Source organism: Escherichia sp. E1130 (genome assembly GCF_005781065.1).
GTDB lineage: Bacteria > Pseudomonadota > Gammaproteobacteria > Enterobacterales > Enterobacteriaceae > Escherichia.
Genome location: NZ_VATL01000034.1, coordinates 47,709 through 68,539 on the forward strand (window position 1 = coordinate 47,709; position 20,831 = coordinate 68,539).

Genomic DNA, 20,831 nt, shown 5'->3' on the forward strand with positions numbered 1-20,831 from the left:
CTGGCGAGGGATTCGTGCAACCAAAAATCAGCCGCAGGTGCAGCTGCGAATAAATGGAGAAATAAAACCGATGAGCTACATACAGACATTATCAGGCAAGAAATTCGACTATGTGAACGCCACTGTTGACGATATTGAGATCGAAGATATAGCGACCGCGCTTTCCCATATCTGCCGCTTTGCCGGCCACCTGCCGGAGTTCTACTCCGTGGCCCAACACTCAGTTCTGTGCAGCCAGCTGGTAGAGCCTGAGTTTGCCTTTGAAGCACTGATGCACGATGCCGCCGAAGCGTATTGCCAGGATATTCCCGCCCCGCTTAAAGCCCTGCTGCCAGACTACCGCCGGATTGAGGCGTTTGTCGACGAACTGATCCGCTTTAAATTCAATCTGCCGCTCACACAGTCTGCTGTAGTGAAATATGCCGATCTGACAATGCTGGCTACCGAACGCCGGGATCTGGACATTGACGACGGTACACCGTGGCCCATCCTCGAAGGCATCCCCACCAGCGACATTATCCAGATCGTTCCTCTCCGCCCGGGCCAGGCTTACGGACTGTTCATGACCCGCTTTAACGAACTGATGGAGATGCGCGCATGCAACAACATATGAAAGTGAGAGAACTGGTCGCCGCGGCACGCATAGCATCGTCTGACCTTCCACCAGCAGCGGCACAGTTAATGCGTGAAGTCGCCACCAGGCTGGATGTGACCTTTGTTGCCCTGAGTGAGGCTCTGGAGCAGCGCGTCACTCTTATGGCTGAGAACGAAATTTTACGCGGGGAGAAAACACCGTGAGAGAAAACAAAGCAGCACTTAGCCCGGAGAATTTATTTTGTCCGGCATGTGGCGGAACTCTATCGCTTGACAGCTCTTCATCCATGCAAATCAGCATTCTGTCATGTGACGACTGCCCTGATTTTCGTATGCAGCGCAACTGCGATGAAGACACGTTACTTGAGAAGTTTATTGGTAAACATCCTGAATGTGTAAAAGGAGCCGACGATGCCTAAATCACTTTACGCCCGCTGCATTCGTCGCTGGAAAGTTGAATTTAAGGGGCGCTGCGATTCTAAGTACAGTCCGTACTGGCGTAAGCGCGATCTGCGCGGGTATATCCGGGAATGCGCCCTGACTACGGCTGAAAGCATGGTTGACCGTTTGGCATATAACAACGCGATGCATGATTTTTTTGCCGAGAATGGCGACGACAGCGGCTGGTCCCCTGAATTTTCAGTATGGTATGACAGCGGGCGACGTAAAAAATATCTCAAAGAAGCGCTCGACTATCTTAACGAAGAGGCCACAAACGACGAAATCGACGAGGAAATTGATAACGAGCTGGAGGCATGGAATGACTAAACAATTGCATTTTTACGGTGCCAGCGATGACTTGCTGGAGTGCGAAGGCGCGATCCGTGAAGAGATTGGTTGCTACAACTCTCCAGGCATCTATCACCTCAAATCCGCCGAGGGTGAAATTCAGGTGGTCGGTTATTACCTCGACTCCGGGCTGTGGAGCATCGGTATCAGCCAAGTTACCGAAGATACGCCGCTGCCAGCGTGGCCCGTCACTTACGCCATGCATGAGCGTGGTTACAGTGTCCATCTCACCATCACTGTGCCGGACGACACCATCCTGGTCTTGCCAGAGGAAGAAGAGTGATGACCACCAGCGAACTTAACAAAGAACGCCTTCAGACAATCGCATCATGGCGCGCCAAATACAGCGCTGGGCACAACGTTGTGCTTCCTGCGGAAGAGGCTGAAATGATGGCCCGTTCGTTACTTGCTGCCATGGAGCAGGAACCATTTGGTTATTACAGCGCTGAAGTTCCAATAATCATGGAGCAGCAGTCTCACGCCAATATCACGCGGGAGGCAATGGGTGAGTATCAGTTTCCGCTATACGCCTCATCGCAGACTATGCCGGAACTGACCTCTATCGTTGAACGCTTGAACCTCAGCGGATATGAGCATGAGCATGAAGAGGTGACACCGCAAAATGCCGCTGCCGTGGTCGATACTCTCCTGAAACAACTTGATGATGCAGTGCAAAAGCCTACGGCGGCGGTGCCGGATGAGATAAACGTGCTGCAAGCAGCGAATCTGGTAGTGACGTTGGGCGTTCTGGATAACGGTATTCCTACCGTCGCTATGAAGGTGTGGAACGCCTGCCGCACCGCCATGCTTCAGGCTGGCAACTCTCCGGTAATTCCGGATGGTTGGATTAAGTGCAGCGAGCGGATGCCGGAAGAGCATGAACCTATCTTGGTGCATCAGGAAGGCGGCGTGATTTTCTGCGCTGAGTATGAAGACGGTGAATTCTATCCCGACGAATTCCCGAATGTGCCAAAGCAGGGATGCGAAATCACCCACTGGATGCCACTGCCAGCAGTACCAAAACAGGAGACTTTATAACGTGAACAACCTAATGATCGACCTCGAAACCATGGGCAATAAGCCTGCTGCGCCAATTGTCGCGATCGGTGCTGTGTTTTTCGACCCGAAAAGCGGTGAGCTGGGTGCTGAGTTCTATGTGGCCGTCAACCTCGCCAGCGCCATGGATCAGGGGGCTACTCCTGATGGTGACACCATTCTGTGGTGGCTGAAGCAATCAGCGGAGGCTCGCGCCGCTATTTGTACCGACGATACGAGAAGCATTACCTTTGCTCTCTCCGAGTTGAGCTCATTTATCAGCCGTAACTCTGACAACCCGCGTTACCTGAAAGTCTGGGGAAATGGCGCCAACTTCGACAACGTTATTTTACGTTCAGCCTATGAACGCGCCGGCCAAACCTGCCCGTGGCAATTCTGGAACGACAGCGACGTGCGTACCATGGTGCTGCTCGGCAAACAGCTTGGTTTCGACCCCAAGCGCGATATGCCATTTGATGGTGTGGCCCACAACGCACTGGCCGATGCCCGCCACCAGGTGAAATATGTATCGGCAATCTGGCAGCGACTACTGCCCGCCAGCGCCGAATAATAACCCTAATAGCCCGGGTGCAGCCGGGCAATGGAGAAATTTATGCTGAGCCTCGATTGTGTTCCCATCTCAACTTATTGCAAAGAAACCGGAGAAACCTCCGATGCAATTACTAAACGTGTGCAACGTGGAGTCTGGCGCGAAGGTGTTCAGGTTTTAAAGATTGAAGGCGTTAAGGAGAGATGGATAGATCTTAGTGAGGTTGCAAAATGGGCTCGACAGAATCGCCTAAACTCCCACGCGGCGTGACCATCAGGAAACATAGCAACGGGGAAACTATTAATATCACATTTACTTATAGGGGAGTTAAATGCCGGGAACCATTATCTAACCTTGAAGTAAATAATAAAAATATCAAATACGCCGAGAGAACTCTCGGCGAAATTCACAATAAAATTGAACGAGGTACTTTTAATTACGCAGAATATTTCCCTCGCTCAGCACGGTTAAAAATTTTTGGTAATGCCGCATCCGGTAAAACTATCAAAATGTACCTCGACGAATATATTGATATTTGTGAGACACGTAATTTATCGCCATCGACAATTGGCGGTTATAAAAAATGCCGTAGTGCTCTGTCGTCATTGCATATATTACCAGCCAGCGAGTTAACACCAGCGGCATTAAAGCAGTGGATCCAGAACCAGAAGACAACACTCAAAACCATCAGAAATCAGCTTTCTTTTCTGCGCTCGTCGCTGGATGAAGCTGTAACTGATGGGGTACTGCAAATTAACCCGGTTTCGCTGGTCACAGCATCACGGTATCAAAGCAATAAAAGCGATGCAGAAAGTAGTTATGTTGTCGATCCGCTGTCGCCGACTGAGGTGGGAGCGCTGTTAACATCAACAGGCAATAAACAGTGGGAGAACTTATTCAGGTTTGCGATACAGACAGGGCTGCGCAGCTCCGAACTGTGTGCGCTCCGCTGGAGGGACATTGATTTCGTTGAGAAGACGGCGCATGTACAGAGCGCCAGCGTGTCGGGAGTGACGAAAGGAACTAAAACGAAGGCGGGAACGCGCAAGGTAGAATTAACTGAGGAAGCGATGATCGCGCTCAACGAGCAAAAGCCATTCAGCTTCATGAAGGACGGTTGTGTCTTTGAGGATCCAAAAACAAACAAGCCATGGGCCAGCGCGGATGCCATCAGGAAAAAAGCCTGGGTGCCAACGCTACGGAAAGCCGGCATCAGGTATCGCAACCCCTATCAGACCCGGCACACATTCGCCACACGGCTGATCAGCCGTGGCGTAAACCTTTTCTGGCTGGCGGCACAAATGGGCCATAAAGGACCGGAGATGCTCTTCCGACATTATGGTCGCTATCTGAAGGAGTATGACGGCAACACGGAGAGAAAGCCAAAGCTGGTCAGTGGCAGGAACTGAAAGGAGCCGTAAAGGAGCCGCAGAAATCAAAGCAACTTGTTAGCCATTACAAATTAGTTAGTTACAAAATTTCGGACACGGGTTCAACTCCCGCCAGCTCCACCACTTTTTAGTTGTTTGAAGTACAATGAAGTCTACTAAGCCCGCACAGCACAAGCTCTGCGGGCTTTTTTACGTCTATTGTCGTCCAGTGAGAATTGCTGAGAACTATCACTTATGGCACCCTGAATGGGACCCACTAAGAAGGGTCCAAAAACCGAGGGTCCCAAAATGGCAAAAATCGCTAAGAAGCTCACTGACACTGAAATCAAAAGCACCAAGCCAGCCGACAAAGAAATCAACTTGTTTGACGGAGATGGTTTGATACTACGAATCGCTCCCCTCTCGAAAGGAGGAAAGAAGAATTGGTATTTCAGGTATGCAGTGCCAGTCAGTAAAAAAAGAACCAAAATGAGCCTTGGGACATATCCTCACCTTACTCTGGCAAGAGCCAGAGCCTTACGAGATGAATACCTTTCCTTGCTTGCTAATGGCATTGATCCCCAAGTTCATAACAACGATAAAGCTAATGCCTTAAAGAATGCTACTGAACACACTCTCCAAGCCGTGGCAAGGAAATGGTTGGATGAGAAGGTAAAGACCTCAGGTATCTCACAAGACCATGCAGCAGACATCTGGCGCAGCTTAGAGAGAAATGTCTTTCCTGGCCTGGGTAATGTCCCTATCAATGAGATCCGACCTAAGCTCTTAAAACAACACCTTGATCCTATTGAGCAACGAGGCGTATTGGAAACTCTACGCCGCATCATTTCACGTCTGAATGAAATCTTCCGGTGGGCAGCCACTGAAGAACTTATTGAGTTCAATCCGGCTGACAACCTTGGTCAAAGATTCAGTAAACCAAAAAAGCAAAATATGCCTGCCCTTCCCCCAAGCGAATTGCCAAGGTTTATGGAATCTTTGACGAATGCGTCAATCCGGCTGGAAACACGTATGCTAATTGAATGGCAATTGTTGACATGGGTTCGTCCGGGTGAAGCCGTTCGCGCAAGGTGGTCTGATATTGATACAACCAACAACATTTGGAACATTCCTGCTGATTTTATGAAAATGAAAAAGCCTCACAAAGTTCCTTTGAGTAAAGAAGCTTTGCACATCCTTGAATTAATGAATTCAATAAGTGGACATAGAGAATGGGTTTTCCCTAGCATTAAAGCGCCTCTTAACCATATGCATGAACAAACAGCCAACGCAGCTATCATCCGAATGGGGTTTGGAGGCGAGCTTGTAGCTCACGGTATGCGTTCTATTGCAAGAACAGCGGCAGAGGAGTCTGGTAAGTTCAGAGCTGAAGTTCTTGAGGCAGCCCTTGCCCACTCAAAAAAAGATGAAATTATCGCAGCATACAATCGTGCAGAATATTTGATAGAGCGACAGAGTTTGATGCAATGGTGGAGTGATTACGTTCAAGCTCAAAGATTAAATGCTCTGGTAGCCTAGGCATCAGAATAGTTAATATAATCCTGAAGGTGCAGAAAATGGAAGCCTTATTCAAAGTTTTTGAAAAATTCAGTTCCAGACCGCTTTTTTTTATTTTTTTCGGACTCTCACTTTGCGAATTTTTTCAGGAACAATCGGTTCTAATGAATCCATCAGCAGATAACATTGCGAAATTATTTGCAGCCATGACATTAGTTGTTTTTTTAACTTGGGGATTTGAATGGCTAATTTTTAAGTTCAATGTAAACCTTGAACCTCATGATCAAGGCGATATTGGACCAACAATTGGAACGGCTACTTTAGCTGTATACTTAGTTTATGCCTTTCATTTTCTCAGTGAAAATCCTGAAGCATTAAATTTAAAGTTATTAACTAACTCTGGTTTTATATACAGCACAACTCTATTATTATTCTCATTAGAAAGTATGAAGCTTAGAAGACTTAAACAAAAGTAAACAACATCATTGCGAGATAAATACAAAAGAGGTATGGCGGTAAATCACCATACCTAAAACATAATAATTTTGGTAGTATCGGTGATACATAATCCACACCAATATTGGAGCGATACTGAGACGCTATAGCCTGATAACTTTCTCCATAACCAATTCTAAGTTGAGATTTAAGATACGTTTTTTTTCTTTCCCTTTTTCTTTTGGGATTTGTCGTGATGTGAATAATATATCTTTGGTTTCAGATTAAATCCTTCAACAACTTCCTTCCAAGTTTGAACCGCCAATAAAAATTGAATAGAATTGATGTCAATTAATTTTTTAGCTTTTGTAGTAGTTGAGATCCATAAAACCACATCAGTAATTGTCTCTTCAAATTTTACTACTCCTCTTACTATAGTTTGAATTGTAGTTTTTGACTGTTCAATATTATAAATTAGATCATGCGGTTTATCTGATATCTTTACAGCAATAATCTCTCCATTTTTATAAAGATCTGCAACTTCAACATTGTAGTCCTTGCCATTATCACGTAAGGATGGTATTTTTTTTAGCTGGCGATCTAGAAGTATATAACCTTTCTCATCAGACATCTTTTCATTAAAATAATACTCTCTATATTCTAATTTGTCTTTAGAAGTTCCTTCTGCGATTTGTTTTATTTTTTCAGCTTGCCATACTTTGAAGTCGTCTTCCTTAAGAGCATCTTTAACCTCAAATTTTATACTGGCTAAAGAAGTAGACAAATACTTCATAAAAGCAGAGTTAAATCGACTCCATCCTCCCCTCTTAAGGAAGAAGTGCTCACTGCCCTCGCTATAAGTAATGCTCAATATTTCTTTTAACGAGGCTGTATGACCACTGTTATTTTCATTAGTTATCTTAACAAAAACTTTATTGACATCTTTTATGTCGTTAGTTTTTATGAATTTCTTTACATCTGCTATTTTTATGTCATTAATTTTATCTGATGATTGAAGATACTTTCCACTCCCCTCAACTTTTGTGTGCAATTTAAAAAATGTCAAAGAATTATTAATTACAATAGAGGCACCAAAAGATTGAATCTCATCAATAATAACTTTTGCATCATCTGTAATGATCGATTGAAGTAGATAATTATCAAGCTCATCGAGCTTTGACTCGTCAGTGATTTTTTCCGATTTAGGAAATTCGATTTTCTCTTTGGTTGCCAACGAAGAATCAATATCATTGAAAACATCGACTAATGCAGTAGGGGCACCATCCAAACTTAGCTGAATTGAATCAGAAAAAGTTATATTATTACATCCCCACTTGTCAGTTTCTTTGGCTTTTGTTTTGAGATGCTCGATGGATTCGCCAGGAAAATATGATCCTTGAACAAACTGTGAGTATGAGGATGCCTCCTGACTCTTTCCCCCACAAAAGAATCTGCTTTTCTTGAGTAAAATATTTTCATCATTAGCTATACGCATTGCCACATTCAGCCCAAAGTCTGCTTCAATAAACTTGCTGAGATAAAAATGTGATTTACCAAGACTGATAAGATAGCAATTCTCAGGGTCCTTTTCTTTAAATCCTATTAGCAGGCCAAAATAGAATATATTATGAGGCTTTTCAATTTCTTCATTGAAGAAATCACTAAAAACATCCCACCACCATACTTCATTTCCTTTTAACTTATCAGAAAAATAAAATTTGAGTTGATAAGATTGATGTAGAATAGTTTTTTGTTCGACAAGCCCTTCTTTAATGATTTTTTTTGTCAATTCTGGAAGACTCTTATATGGCATTCTATATATGTTATAGCTGACTGACATTTAATCGCCTCTGAAATATATATTCATACAAGTTAATGTTAAAGTGAATAATTTTTAATATACTTGATTTATCGAGCTAAAATACTCAATGAATTTAACAACTGTGTATCTAAGGTTTCACTTGAGGGCACTGGTAGTCCGTTCGCAATGCGATAATTTTTTATTGACTGCCTTGTGGAAGGCCCCATTATGCCGTCAATATTCCCGTTGTAATAACCTTTGTCCAGCAAAGCGAATTGAACCCGCATGATTAAGCGCTTACGCTTCTCTGTACCAGAAGTCAGCTCATTACTTGCACGGTTAGCTTCTGTAGTTCCAACAGAATTCGTAGTAGTAGAGTTGTTATTGTCGTTAGAACGAAGCGAACGCACAGAGGAAGAGGACGATGAGGAACTTGTTCCTGAACTTGAAGACCCAGATGAACTTGGTGAGCTGTATGTTTTTGGATAATAGGGAGTGCTGCCACCATAGTACCCGCCACCTGATGATGAACGGTGAGAACTATGGCTCCGATGGGAGCTATGACTGCGATGCCCTGCAATGTAGAATGGAACTTCGGTGTTAAGTGGGGCTATCACTAAATCATGTTCATTAAGAGTCATACCAGGCAACTCACTTGCTCCGGTAGATGAATCACTTGCCCATACAGAATTATTGAGTGCCAAAAACCCCGGAAGTAGAGCAGCAAAATTAAATTTTTTCATAAAATTGGTCTCGGTGGTTGATGAAAACGGCCCGTTGAAGAACTGAAATAACCAGCACAGGAAGACTTCTGAGTGCATTCATCACATTCTTTAGGATAGTAATTTTTCCAATCAGAGATCGACTGAGCAGCAAGCTCCCAGGCTCTTTCAGGAAGATGACACAAAGGATAATTAAAAATTGTTAGAGGTATACCTGACCTGTGTGCAGCGTCTATAGCGGAGGTTATTTTCTCACTATAGCTGCTGTGTTCAATGAAGATTGTTGACCAGTTTTTTCGCGCCCAACCGATAGATTCCAACCCCATAAGGGAAATCTGATTGATGTTGGAGAAAACACGGCCAACGAACTCTACGATGTCATCCAATTCCGTATAGTTAGCCAGTGTCGGAATAACTCTAAGTTCGATATTAATCCCTGAGTTCCCTGCATTGATTAACCCCTTAACCGTTTCATTAAATGCGCCATCACTTCCTACCAAATGATCATGCACAAGTGGTCTTGATGAGTAGAGCGGTATACCAAAGGTGATTTTTATCTTTTTACTTCGCTTTGCCATTTCATGAGTAAAGTTGGTATCAGCAAATTTGCGTCCGTTTGTTAAAACATGCAAAGCAGTACCTGGTGAATTCTCGATGATAAAATCAATGAAGTTAAGGAAATCATCTCCATACAGCAAAGGTTCACCACCGCTGACCCCAACTACTCCATTCAACCCAAATGAAGCGATAGCAAGGGCTGATTGGGTAAGTAGCCAGTCATCATTTGATTTCTTTGGTGGCTGCGAACAAAAGAGACACAAGTTATTGCAGCGTTCCGTTACTAAGACAGTATTATGATTGGCTCTGCGGGACAGAATAACGCGGATCATATTGCCATTGTTAATTACCCCAATATCTCCATCTTCAATTGACTCAAATAATTCAGTGCTAATAACAGAGTAATCAAAGCATGGTAGAATGGCATCATTATTGCTTTCAGCAACTACCAGCAAATTGGGCAAAAAGAATAAAGGGTTCACTGGTTTTTGTTTGCATAACCGATAGAACCCTGTGGGCACATTCTTTTTTGAAGCAAAATGAAAGATATCGTTCCTGATAACCTCAGACATATGCCCATCCTTTTAGCATCTCAGCCTTCGGACCACCTTCTGAGATGGAGTTCATCAGATACCTGAACATTCCCTTGTGATACTGACAAAACGTTGAACGACTCCTATCACCGACAGGCTCACCTTGTACACTTATGTTCTGGCATGGGTCTGCACCGCAAAATGGTTGATACGCGCATGTATCACAACCTGGCAGAGCAAAATTGAACGATGAACTCAATACTGCGTTATAGTAAGGACTCTTGGAAAATGATAGCGTCTTAACCTCACCCGCACTGAACTCCGTTTCAGGGTTCACCTTCTGCAACATGCGGCTCTCATCGCTGCCATATACTCGACCGTCATAATTGAAAAGAATACTGTTAAGCACGACCCCACTTGGCGACTTCAAATCCGCATAACCACTAAAACCGGGATTGAAGAGCCTTTTCAGATGAATGGAGGCCGAATGTTCCACAACCCTTATCCCTTCAATGTTGGTCTTAAGGATTTCATCTATCAACGAGGCATAGAAACTTAAGTATTCGTCCATAGAAAAGGTGAACGATGCTTTTTGTGCAAACCCATAGGGACTAACAGGTCGGATAAACATGTCCTTGAGGCCAAGAGACAAGTGAGCCTGGACAATCGATTCAGGATGCCTGATAAGATCTTTAGTAACTGTAGTAACCGTTGCAACGCGACCAGCGCCTAAAGACCGTTTGATAGCCTCTACTCCTGATACTGTTCTACTATAAGCAAGCCCATGACCAAGAATTCGATTACTGTTGTGAACAACTTCCTCACCATCAAGCGAAATAGAGAACGTTATGTTCCTGTTTCTCGACCATTCAAGCATATCCTCATTCAAGACAGACAGGCTTGATGCTATCACCATCTCAAAATCGGTGCTTCCCAACGTTTCAGTACAATGCTCATAGATAGACTGAATTAAATCGAACCGCAAGAGTGGCTCTCCACCCTGTATCTCTATCTTGTAAGGTGGTGTCGATATTTTTTTGATAGTCGAAATGATATCAGGGATGAGATCGGGATCTAGATCATAACCAGAGGCGTTCACTGAAGCTCTACTGACCTGACAATACTTGCAGGTATGGTCGCAGCGCAATGTGGGCACAATCATGAAAATTGGCCTGATCGCCAGTTCATTCATCAATCGTTTTGCAAAAGCAGAACTTAAAGCATAGGGAGCAATAGCTGATGAGCTTTCGTTGGTTATGAACAGCTTGCTTTCTAGTGCATTTGATTGCTCCGCACTGATTTGCTCATCAGAAAGATCAAGCAGCTCTTGCTCATTAATGAAGTGATGAAAGCCAGCGAGGTTGCTTATAAAAACCCGTCCATTAGGCAATCTGTCAAAATTGAATGGCATCAATTCCATTACGAAAGCCTTTCATCGACACTGCGAAGCACTTTATGGACAATAGAATCTCTCAACGCCCCCGTTTTATGCTGTAGTTTTTCTCGCAAAGCATAATCATTCAGCAGCCTCTCGAATTCATAGAGGCATTCGGGACCATCGTTTTCAAAAGAGATTGTCCAGGAGGATATATCTTCACAAAGTTTCCACTGAGTAAGAGAAGTCATCCAGTACAGGCTATTGCGTATAACCCATTCAGAATAAACATCTTTTTTTAACGTCCTTTCGCACATTGCCATTGCCTCACAAAACTAATAATCACAATCAGCAACCGCTTTAAAGCGGATTTTTCCTATAGAAATGAGGATACACCATTTAATTAATATGTTACAGGATGTTAGCATCTGAATGCCGATTCTGAAAAATGATGTTGCTTATCCCTATGTAAATAATGATATTTTCCGATTATTATCAGCAGCTCGAACAGGTGAAAATTTAGGAGGCTAACATGCCATTATAAGTATGGGCTTCAAGATCTTTTTGTCGGTCATGGGATGAGAGCTATTGCCTCAACAGTGCTTAAAGAGAAAGGATTTCCTCCTGATGTGATTGAAGCTGCGTTAGCACATATCGATACTTACGAAGTCAGGAGAGCCTACAATCGTGCTCAATACCTTGAACTGCGTAGAGAGATGATGCTCTGGTGGGGTGAGTATGTAGAAGCAGCATCCTTTGGAAACTCATCAATAAGTGTTATTGGCAAGTAAACCTCAACAGAAGGATATACCGATTAAAATCTTTAGCTGCTCTCATAATTGAACTTTCTCACATTTATGAGCAAGATAGTGAACATTTTGCATTTCAATCGCACTAAAAATGATTAGTATGTCTATGTAAGAATTCTGATTTATAGCTATGTTCAGTAAAATTTTCATAGGATAAAAAATGTCTAACATAGAGGAAACACTGCCAGAAAGTGCGATCAGTTCTTGGGGGGGGTTTGTTTACCAAGGGAAAGTAGCTCTTTATCACTGCCTGAAACTATTAACGACAAAATCATTTCAACAGAGAATAATTGATAATTTTGAGTTGCAATTAGATAGCACAGATGACTTTGCTATTTATTGTGATGGCAAGGTGATATCAACTCATCAAGTGAAAGCAAAGCTATCGCAATATCGTTCTGAATATGTCAAAGCTATTTATAAAGCAGCATGTATAGCTACTGACTGTGATGAAAATACAATCAGATATTTTCATGTAGCTAAAGAACTTGATAATTTTGAAAATTATACAAGTAATGATGGGAAAATAGTGGAGTTTTACAGTTATGGCGATATTAAATACTGTTTACTATCAAAAATAAATGAATTGATTGATGAGCAAATTGAATTGTTTTTAGATACCAATAAGTTGATTAAAACAAAAAATTTAATTATTGAAAAATCCACTTTACTCTCAGAGCTAATAACTAATAAAGTAATTGTAATTCATAATTTAGTTCACAATGGACAAAAACAAGACTACGCAGCATATCATAATAGAATCGCAAGTAGCATTTTTTGGGAATTACTAATATCCCCCCCACTTAATCGGACAGACGAAATATATCAAGCATTATTAACCAAAGAAAAAATAACAAATATTATTGAAACTGAGTTCTATAATGACTTGGACGCTTTTAGCGTGAAGCAAATTGAATCGATATCAAACGTTTTCAGATTTATTTATAGCTTGAATTATAACTCTGCCATACAATTGCATACCTCTTTACAGCCTCACAGACAAAACAATGTTATAAATGAAGATGATGTCCGGGATTATCTTGATGTAGTATCAGCAATATCCCACATACCAAAACTAATGGGCTTGCCTCATTATTCTAAAAAAATAGATAAATATCTCCCAACAGCGTTGACAATTAGAGATGGAAGAAGACGAAACACTTCATTCCAAGATGAGTTGAAAAATCACATAAGGGATAATGCTACACTTGCATCGTTGCTTTATGAATATAATAATATAATAGCCTATAAAGTATCAGATGATACGATAATTTCAGCAACCTCAGAAAAAATCACAAAAATTAACGACTCTAAAGAGAACAATAACCATATTGTTAGGGAATTTGATTTAAGGGTTATCTCTACTGATAAAGCAGAGGCGGAACTAAATGCTAAATAATTTTATAAAACAAGCTATTGAAGATCACCAATTTATAGAAGTTGAAAGTACGCTAGAAAATATTTCTTTTTTTAAAAAGGAGAAAGATGCATTACGTCGATATATAATAACCTACAGAACTGATAAACTTGAAGATGCGAGTTTCATTAATGAGTTAATTATTAACAACACCCCAACTGAACTTTTAGAAGCTCCAGCTTTTGCAAAAAACACTGATCTTATAATAGTTTTTCAACTCGACAAGCTTTCAAATTACAAGCAATATGAAAAAAGTATATTTGATATAGAAGAAAATGCTTATCATTTCAAAAAGTATGTATTGTATTATTCAAATGAAGAGAATCAATTAATTTCCGGGAAGAACTTTAATAATCTTAGAGCAGTTCTCTCAGATCATGAAGAATTCTCCACATATAAAGCAGATCCATCCCGACCCAGCCTGTATAACATGGCAGCTAGAATTTTCATTAAACTACCTTTTTTAGAAATGCCTGATATAGAAAAGGATATTGTTCCAATTGATCTCCAAATCAACACGCTGGTAGATTCATTAAATTTATCTGAGATATATACTAAGATCAGCACAGCAAATAAACAAAGTGATGTAAATTTAGAAATGCTAATTGAGGAATTAATAAATGAAGAACTGGAAGCTATCAAAGCTGAGAATAAATAACTTCAAAGCGTTTGATAAAGTCGAATTCGATTTTGAGAGTTCTTCTTTGTTGACACTTGAAGGCCCTAATGGATATGGCAAAACAAGCGTATATGATGCTTTAGAATTATTGTTTACAGGAAAAATAAAAAGAATTGTACAACTATGTGAAACAATAATGCCAGGAGGCATTAAAAATTATAGTGATAATCTTTTCTGGAACAAAACAAATGGAGAGGATGATATCGAAATCAGTGTCGAGATGTCGAATGATAATAATGAGAAACTTTACTTTTCACGAAGAGCATATGCAAAAGATTTAAAAATAATACAGAATAATAAAGCAGATAATTTTAGCATATTTAAACTCTATAAATTAGGTTTGTTAGACTCTTACGAAAACAGCACCTTAATTACACAAAATGAACTTGATGAAATATTAGGCGAAAAATTCACTGATAACTACAATTTTCTTAACTATCTTGAACAAGGACAGAGTTCATTTATTTTTGCTAACAGTATTAGGCAGCGAAAAAATGCTATCAGTGGTTTGATGAACGTTAGTGAACTAACTGAAATCATAAATTTATGTGGACGAGTTCAAAGTACATTGACGAGGAAATCAACCGGTCTGAATTTCATTCAAAAGAGGGATTCAATTACATCTCAAATTCAAGCGATAGGTGTACCAGGAACAAATGATAATAATCCTGTGCAGTATGAAAAAATATCAACTCATCTGACTACGCCGTCATGGGATGTTGAGAACCCTTCAATTTTTTCTGATATTGAAACAACAGAAAAAAATGAGAATAAAATTTCATTACTTAAAAAACTAATTACTAACAAAGAACAGCTTCGCGTAATTATTGATAATGCCAGAATAGAAAATTTCATAAGCAAAAATGAAAAGCTATTAACCGAGGTAATAAAAGTAGGACATCATATTGAAGCCTACCCGGAACTGGCTCAAAAGAATAACATTAACAATGGGATGAATTTATCTTTAAGCATTTTGCGTAAGAAGGAAGATTCGATAAGTCAGGATGATACTGATAAAATCAAAGATAATACAAATATAAATATTATCGATTTTAAAAGACACTTACAACTTAGAGATAATTACAAAAAAGAAATAGGTGAGAAAAATGCTATTCTTGTAGAGATTAGCCAAGCAAGAAAGAAATTAATAGAAGAACATCAAAAGAAAACTTCTCTATCAGAAAAACATTGTCTACTTTGTGGGCATGACTGGATCACAAAAGATCTGCTATTAGACGCAATCGATATTAAAAGTAAATCTTTAGAAAGTTTATTAGATAATGTAGGGAAACAGCTACAAGCCAAACTCGATGAAATAAAGCAATCTAAGGATGCTGAGATTCAGCGTTTGGTAGAAGCACAAACACAGCTTAAATTTGACAAAAAATTATTTGATAGTTTACAAAAGTCAGAAAGCATATTCGAAAAAATAAAAAAAATAAATGAAAGACTTTCTCAAATCGGAATATCTTACCCGCAGACCTTTACAGATTTACCAGAAGAAATAGAATCAAGGAAACAATCATTAGTATCGTTGATACGTCAACAAAAGAAAAATGAGCTGATTTCACTTCCTGAAGGATGGGAATCAGTCTTGAATGAATCATTCGCTACACCAGATGATGTTTTCAACATAGACTTAGAACAGATCAATCGAAAAGATAAATATTTCTTATACAAAAAGAATGAAGCGAATAATCTTAGACTTAAAGCTTTAAAAAAAGAGCTTAACGATTTGTTAGATATGGATAAAGCCTTAACAAATGCTAAACAGAAAATTACCACATTAAAGGAACAACTCACTATACTAAACAAAGATTATTCTAAAAAAACCATCGCTGATATAGAGTTAACGTTCCATATTTATAGCGGTAGACTTATCCAAAACTATCAACGTGGCTTAGGACTATTTATAGATGAAGGGAATGGAGATAGACTGAGGTTCTGCACAGCAGAAAAATCAGAACATGACGCAACCATGTCAATGAGTTCTGGACAGCTATCGGCATTGAGCTTGGCCTTTTTCCTATCACTTAATAAAGTGTATGCGAAGTCCCCCCTTGTTCTGATAGATGATCCAGCTCAATCTCTTGACGAGATAAATATAGCTTCTTTAAGCGACTTGCTACGCTGTGAGTTAAGTAATAGGCAGTTGATACTCTCATCACATGAAGATAATATTTCTTCATATCTCAGGTTTAGATTCATGCGTGCAGGTTTGACGCAAAAACCCTTCAACATGCAATCACATACCGGTAAATAGAAATTTATAGCTAGGGTATTGATATACCTTAGCTATATTAAATTATATAACGCCTTTCCTTTTTGAAAATCACCCCAAGTAAATATATTGAATACTTATATCTGTAATACTACCATAGTCCTCGTTGTATTCTTTATTTTCCTTTGGTACGTATATGAATGTCGTTTCAATTTGCATAGAGTGATTCATGCTTAAAGAAAAATCATTGCCATAATCATTCAAAGAATGACGTTTCTCATGATTCAACAGGGATTTGTAATAAGTATCATCATTTTTGTCAAACGTAAGTTCAACTTCAACTTGACTATAATCTAAACGACATCTGCACAATATACCGAAATCACTCAACTCAGTTTGTATTATCTCAAGTTTAACTTTAGAAAATCTGCCTATATAAACAGCCTTAGCCTTAAAATATAAATCTACCTGACCTTTACTGTCAGTAACATTTATATTGTCCGCATTTTTAAAAAATGAATCTTCAAGAAAAGTTCCCAAGTCCATTTCAAACATACCAATTTCAATATAGTTTTTGATATCTACATATGACGTAGGATACCTCTCTTTCTCTACAGAATAGTGGCTCATAAGATTAGATACTGAATGAAAATATTTAATATCTGCTTTTACACCCAGAGAACTAATATCAGCCTTCAGATCATCATGCAAGACTCCCACCCCTATTTTTTTATTAGATATTTGCTCTGGGGAAGAAAAATCATGAGAGTTGTTAGAGACAAAAGCCACTTCCTCATTTTCAACTTTATTTTCAACAAGATAATTCAAGAAAGAAAGCCAAATTAAACTATCCTTATAGCCTGAACCATCGTTTTTGAAAGGCTTCTCAATATTAAACGCTTTTTTACAAATCAATTGATGCGATACTTCATCAGATTTAATAATTATTACTTTATTTTTATCAATATATTTATATATCTGCTTTAAAAAATCATATCTAATCGGATTCCGATCATCTGCATCAGTAAAACCTTCAAAATGTTCAACTTTCGTTTCATCGCCCATAGGGAAAAACCTGTTATACTCATTCAATGCAGAGGTTAGCTTTTTTTTAGCTGCATCGTAACCATCCCGAAAGTGTTTTTCCACTTCTTTTAATACTATATCCGAAATGAGTAATACATGACTCTCATTATTTATATAACTTAACATTAAACGCAAGTCAGCAGATTTGATATAATATGAATTATGAAAGATATTCGTATCAATTAAAATTTTCAAAACTTTCTCCTAAAAACTTCCTTGTATTTAAAGATAATACTAGTATTAGATGTTGACAAATGCTTTTTAAAGTGCTAAGGTAAAATTGTATAGTAAGAAAGTGGGTTTAAGGATTTCCTTGCAATCCACGATCGTTGTCGGTTTGTTCTGGCAACACCCCCTACTTAGATGTAGGCAGCGGCCACCACGAGGTGGTCGTTTTTTTATCAAGGATATTTTATGAGATTTTGCTTCATTGATGAGGCTGGTGATTCTCAGCCAATAAACTCTCCAACGCAAAACATCCAACCTCTTCTTGTTATAAGTGGCTTATTCATAGATGGCAGTAAAATTCCATTACTAACAAAAGAATTTATACAATTAAAGAAACGTTATTTCCCAAATAAGTTCTCTACATTAAATCATGATCTTGACATTCTCATAAAAGAGATTAAAGGTGATGAGCTACGAAAGAAAATAAAAAACCAAAACTTCTCATCTTCAAATATTCAATCAATATTTCGATTTATAGATTCAATTTTTACCTTATTAAAAAAATATGATGTTAAGTTAGTTTCTAGTATATGGGTTAAAAATTTTGGCCAACCTTTAGTTGATAAATCTATCTACACACTCACAACCCAGCAAATATGTATTAGATTTAATCATTATCTACACGAAAATAATGACAATGGTGTTGTTATCGCAGATTATAGAGATCCTACTAAAAATCGATATGTTGCACATAGTATTTTCACCAGAAAACATCAGCATAAAGGTGATAGCCTCCCTAGGCTCTATGATGTTCCAACATTTGGTATTAGCGATAATCATGCTTGCTTGCAAATTGCAGATATACTATGTACTACTTTAATATTTCCTATGGCAACTCAAGCTTTTTGTAACGGGATTATAAATAATACATTCATACATCCTAACTTTGAACTATTACGTTCAAAATATAAAAAGAGAATCCGCAACCTACAATATCACTTCAAAAACTCAGATGGTATAATGTATTGGGGTATAAGAGCGAAAGATCCACATAGAAATAAAAAAGCCATTGACCTTTTTAGCTAATTTACATCAATAAGCAAGGGCTAACTCATCGAAGCGCTACGCTGCTTCTTCGAGTTCCCCTTGTTTTTTTCGCCCTTCGGTTGAAAAAAATTAAAAGCAAAATCAACACACTGCATTGACATTATTTACTTCTGTAATATAAATAAATTAAGCATAAGGAATATGCTTTTATCTAATTATATGAAAAGGAGTTCATATGCTCGAAAATAATACTTTTAATAAGATCGTTGTGAGTAAAAATTCCCGTAATGGAAACGTTAACGAAGCGAAGCTCTCACACAATCAGCTTCGTTCTCATTGCGTCAGTGTCAGATTAAATGATGAAGAGCTAACGCTTCTCAATGAGAAACGAGGCCGTCATCGTAAAGGCGAGTGGCTTCGCTTATCTTTACTTAATAAACTTCCTGCTGTCGTTCCAGCCATCAATTTTGAAGCCTGGAAAACCCTTGGTGAGATTTCGCAGAAGCTAAACAAGCTTGTGGCTCATCTTGATAGCAAGAGCTATGAAAGCCCTCTGACGCAAACTGAACTCTTCGCCGTAAAGCGCCAGGTCTCAGAGCTTCGCTTGCATTTAATTACCGCTGACCTGTGGAGAGCTTCCCATGAAGGGAATGCAAAAAATCCGCAGGGGTAAGAGCTTCGCTGGTGTAGTGCTTTACGCATTAAAACCAGCTTCTCATCATAAAAAAGATCCGATAGTGATTGGCGGGAACATGGATGGAAGCGATGTCGGAGAGTTGATTGCAGAATTCCATGAGACTAAAGCGCTTCGTCCAGAAGTCATTAAAGCGGTATGGCACAATTCGCTTCGTTTGCCGAAGAACGAAGCGTTAACAAATTCAGAATGGGCAATCATCGCTGATGACTACATGAAGCGTATGGGCTTCTCTGAAACGCATCTCAGATGCTACGTCCTACATGACGACGAAGATGGCCAGCACATCCATATCATCGCCAGCAGAGTGTCTCTTGATGCCGGAAAGCTCTACCTCGGCAGGAATGAGAACCTGGCAAGCACGAGAATAATTCAGCAACTTGAAAGAGATTACAATCTGACAAGAACCAAAGGATCGAAAGCATCTCCAGCAGCGCCCTCACCTAAACCGAAGCTCAAAAAATCCCGTAATGAACTGATGATGGAGAAAAGGACTGGTGAGCTATGCCCGAAAACCATCATCCAAAACGCTCTGGAAGTACTCCTTGCCGATAAACCGTCAACCACTGAGTTTGTGCATCAGCTTGTCGCACAAAACATCAGAGCAATCCCGAACATCGCTTCTACCGGACGCATGAACGGCTTCTCATTCGAATACGACGGGATTGCTTTCAAAGCATCTCAGCTTGGCAAAAGCTATTCCTGGACGGCTTTACAGGACAAACTCGATTATCAGCCGGAACGCGATAATGCTTTCCTGTTTAAACTGAAATCCTCTGTCAGAGAAACATCTGTTAGTGCAACTCATGATATGGCCATAACTACAGATGCTCCTGAAATCATGACAGAATACGTTAACCGCCCCATAGAAGCACTTATCCTCGATAACCGAGCTGCTTGTCAGGACGAATTCACTAACGCTTCAGTCAAACAGCTTCACTCAGAACCAGGCGCTGGTGCTCAAGGAGCGTTTGCAACCGAAGCGGTAAAAGAAGCCTCTAAGCGAAGCTATATGGTTTCAATGTTCAGATGGTTAGAAACCATCCCCTATCTCAATACCATTATTACCATCTTCAAAAACCTCAAAATCCCAACCCTTAAACGCCCTCTAAAATACAAAACCATCACTGGCGTGAGAGTGATAGAGATAACGCCTCTCCCCAAAAAAAATCTTATTGTATCAGCACCTCAATCCAGAAGAGCTTCGCTTTCAATGTAGGGCTGGCAAGCCTTTTTTGATAGATACAGGCCAATCAATCGATCGTTTATACCGATCGATACCCTAGCGTTGATAGTCAATATCTATCATTAATCTTTAATCGATCGGTACAAGTGATTTGCCTTTCCTGTAAACCCAGTCAAAATGTGATTTCACACCAAAAAATATAACAGACTGATTTAACTAGCCTATTTACGTAGTCAACTAACAT

24 protein-coding genes are annotated in these 20,831 nt (G+C 39.8%); 18 read left to right on the forward strand and 6 right to left on the reverse strand.

The features are described from left to right. The first annotated feature begins 70 nt into the window (after window positions 1-70). The 11 genes from FEK66_RS23030 (at window position 71) to FEK66_RS23080 (ending at window position 6,332) form a co-directional block, all read left to right on the forward strand. Window positions 71-613 (forward strand): HD family hydrolase, encoded by a 543-nt coding sequence (locus tag FEK66_RS23030; RefSeq protein ID WP_138211597.1) that lies wholly within the window; start codon window positions 71-73, stop codon window positions 611-613. Beyond that, window positions 598-798, forward strand: coding sequence for a hypothetical protein (locus FEK66_RS23035; protein ID WP_138211598.1), 201 nt, complete (start codon window positions 598-600; stop codon window positions 796-798). The genes FEK66_RS23030 and FEK66_RS23035 overlap by 16 nt, the downstream gene beginning before the upstream one ends. Next, window positions 795-1,013, forward strand: coding sequence for a hypothetical protein (locus tag FEK66_RS23040; protein WP_138211599.1), 219 nt, complete (start codon window positions 795-797; stop codon window positions 1,011-1,013). The genes FEK66_RS23035 and FEK66_RS23040 overlap by 4 nt, the downstream gene beginning before the upstream one ends. Beyond that, the gene (locus FEK66_RS23045; RefSeq protein WP_138211600.1) at window positions 1,006-1,362 is read left to right on the forward strand and encodes a hypothetical protein; all 357 of its coding nucleotides are present in this window, start codon (window positions 1,006-1,008) and stop codon (window positions 1,360-1,362) included. Before FEK66_RS23040 ends, FEK66_RS23045 begins: the two co-directional genes overlap by 8 nt. Next, window positions 1,355-1,666, forward strand: a complete 312-nt coding sequence (locus FEK66_RS23050) for a hypothetical protein (RefSeq protein WP_138211601.1) — start codon at window positions 1,355-1,357, stop codon at window positions 1,664-1,666. Before FEK66_RS23045 ends, FEK66_RS23050 begins: the two co-directional genes overlap by 8 nt. Further along, window positions 1,666-2,421 (forward strand): DUF551 domain-containing protein, encoded by a 756-nt coding sequence (locus FEK66_RS23055; protein ID WP_138211602.1) that lies wholly within the window; start codon window positions 1,666-1,668, stop codon window positions 2,419-2,421. Before FEK66_RS23050 ends, FEK66_RS23055 begins: the two co-directional genes overlap by 1 nt. Before the next feature lies 1 nt (window position 2,422). Then, window positions 2,423-2,989: a 3'-5' exonuclease gene (locus FEK66_RS23060; RefSeq protein WP_138211603.1), complete on the forward strand. Its 567-nt coding sequence runs from the start codon at window positions 2,423-2,425 to the stop codon at window positions 2,987-2,989. Window positions 2,990-3,031: 42 nt separating this feature from the next. Next, on the forward strand, window positions 3,032-3,238 hold the full coding sequence (locus FEK66_RS26105) for an excisionase (RefSeq protein ID WP_138211604.1): 207 nt from the start codon (window positions 3,032-3,034) through the stop codon (window positions 3,236-3,238). Beyond that, a complete protein-coding gene (locus FEK66_RS23070; RefSeq protein WP_138211605.1) occupies window positions 3,199-4,377 on the forward strand; it encodes a site-specific integrase in 1,179 nt (392 codons plus the stop codon). The genes FEK66_RS26105 and FEK66_RS23070 overlap by 40 nt, the downstream gene beginning before the upstream one ends. Window positions 4,378-4,647: 270 nt before the next feature. Further along, window positions 4,648-5,877 (forward strand): integrase domain-containing protein, encoded by a 1,230-nt coding sequence (locus FEK66_RS23075; protein WP_001443041.1) that lies wholly within the window; start codon window positions 4,648-4,650, stop codon window positions 5,875-5,877. 38 nt (window positions 5,878-5,915) lie between these two features. Next, the gene (locus FEK66_RS23080) at window positions 5,916-6,332 is read left to right on the forward strand and encodes a hypothetical protein (RefSeq protein ID WP_000387701.1); all 417 of its coding nucleotides are present in this window, start codon (window positions 5,916-5,918) and stop codon (window positions 6,330-6,332) included. A gap of 167 nt (window positions 6,333-6,499) precedes the next feature. Here the strand turns inward: FEK66_RS23080 and FEK66_RS23085 are convergent, their stop codons facing one another. The 5 genes from FEK66_RS23085 to hxsD form a co-directional block, all read right to left on the reverse strand. Next, window positions 6,500-8,131, reverse strand: coding sequence for a DUF6119 family protein (locus tag FEK66_RS23085; protein ID WP_240783250.1), 1,632 nt, complete (start codon window positions 8,129-8,131; stop codon window positions 6,500-6,502). Between the two features lie 68 nt (window positions 8,132-8,199). After that, complete coding sequence (hxsA, locus tag FEK66_RS23090; RefSeq protein ID WP_138211606.1) at window positions 8,200-8,835, reverse strand: His-Xaa-Ser repeat protein HxsA; 636 nt, start codon at window positions 8,833-8,835, stop codon at window positions 8,200-8,202. Continuing rightward, window positions 8,832-9,944 (reverse strand): His-Xaa-Ser system radical SAM maturase HxsC, encoded by a 1,113-nt coding sequence (gene hxsC / locus FEK66_RS23095; protein WP_047959275.1) that lies wholly within the window; start codon window positions 9,942-9,944, stop codon window positions 8,832-8,834. The genes hxsA and hxsC overlap by 4 nt, the downstream gene beginning before the upstream one ends. Next, window positions 9,937-11,325 carry a His-Xaa-Ser system radical SAM maturase HxsB gene (gene hxsB, locus FEK66_RS23100; protein WP_138211607.1) on the reverse strand — a complete coding sequence of 463 codons (1,389 nt, stop codon included), beginning with the start codon at window positions 11,323-11,325 and terminating at the stop codon, window positions 9,937-9,939. The genes hxsC and hxsB overlap by 8 nt, the downstream gene beginning before the upstream one ends. Further along, a complete protein-coding gene (hxsD, locus tag FEK66_RS23105) occupies window positions 11,325-11,597 on the reverse strand; it encodes a His-Xaa-Ser system protein HxsD (protein WP_000333417.1) in 273 nt (90 codons plus the stop codon). Before hxsD ends, hxsB begins: the two co-directional genes overlap by 1 nt. A gap of 261 nt (window positions 11,598-11,858) precedes the next feature. On the opposite strand from hxsD, the gene FEK66_RS23110 reads away from it, so the two are divergent. From FEK66_RS23110 to FEK66_RS23125, 4 genes are all read left to right on the forward strand, one after another. After that, window positions 11,859-12,071 (forward strand): hypothetical protein, encoded by a 213-nt coding sequence (locus FEK66_RS23110; protein WP_024181448.1) that lies wholly within the window; start codon window positions 11,859-11,861, stop codon window positions 12,069-12,071. Window positions 12,072-12,249: 178 nt separating this feature from the next. Further along, entirely contained in the window at window positions 12,250-13,488 is a 1,239-nt protein-coding gene (locus FEK66_RS23115) for an ABC-three component system protein (protein ID WP_138211608.1), read from the forward strand. After that, on the forward strand, window positions 13,478-14,164 hold the full coding sequence (locus tag FEK66_RS23120; protein WP_000933776.1) for an ABC-three component system middle component 1: 687 nt from the start codon (window positions 13,478-13,480) through the stop codon (window positions 14,162-14,164). The genes FEK66_RS23115 and FEK66_RS23120 overlap by 11 nt, the downstream gene beginning before the upstream one ends. Continuing rightward, complete coding sequence (locus FEK66_RS23125) at window positions 14,127-16,448, forward strand: AAA family ATPase (protein WP_138211609.1); 2,322 nt, start codon at window positions 14,127-14,129, stop codon at window positions 16,446-16,448. The genes FEK66_RS23120 and FEK66_RS23125 overlap by 38 nt, the downstream gene beginning before the upstream one ends. 69 nt (window positions 16,449-16,517) lie before the next feature. Here FEK66_RS23125 and FEK66_RS23130 read toward each other — a convergent pair whose 3' ends face one another. Continuing rightward, window positions 16,518-17,687: a PIN domain-containing protein gene (locus FEK66_RS23130; RefSeq protein ID WP_023329943.1), complete on the reverse strand. Its 1,170-nt coding sequence runs from the start codon at window positions 17,685-17,687 to the stop codon at window positions 16,518-16,520. 219 nt (window positions 17,688-17,906) lie between these two features. Between FEK66_RS23130 and FEK66_RS23135 the strand changes: the two genes are divergently transcribed. From FEK66_RS23135 to FEK66_RS23145, 3 genes are all read left to right on the forward strand, one after another. Then, window positions 17,907-18,746 carry a DUF3800 domain-containing protein gene (locus FEK66_RS23135; protein ID WP_023329944.1) on the forward strand — a complete coding sequence of 280 codons (840 nt, stop codon included), beginning with the start codon at window positions 17,907-17,909 and terminating at the stop codon, window positions 18,744-18,746. A 196-nt stretch (window positions 18,747-18,942) separates the two neighbouring features. Further along, the gene (locus tag FEK66_RS23140; RefSeq protein ID WP_108703595.1) at window positions 18,943-19,380 is read left to right on the forward strand and encodes a hypothetical protein; all 438 of its coding nucleotides are present in this window, start codon (window positions 18,943-18,945) and stop codon (window positions 19,378-19,380) included. Beyond that, on the forward strand, window positions 19,349-20,620 hold the full coding sequence (locus tag FEK66_RS23145) for a relaxase/mobilization nuclease domain-containing protein (RefSeq protein ID WP_138211610.1): 1,272 nt from the start codon (window positions 19,349-19,351) through the stop codon (window positions 20,618-20,620). Before FEK66_RS23140 ends, FEK66_RS23145 begins: the two co-directional genes overlap by 32 nt. The last annotated feature ends 211 nt before the right edge of the window (window positions 20,621-20,831 follow it).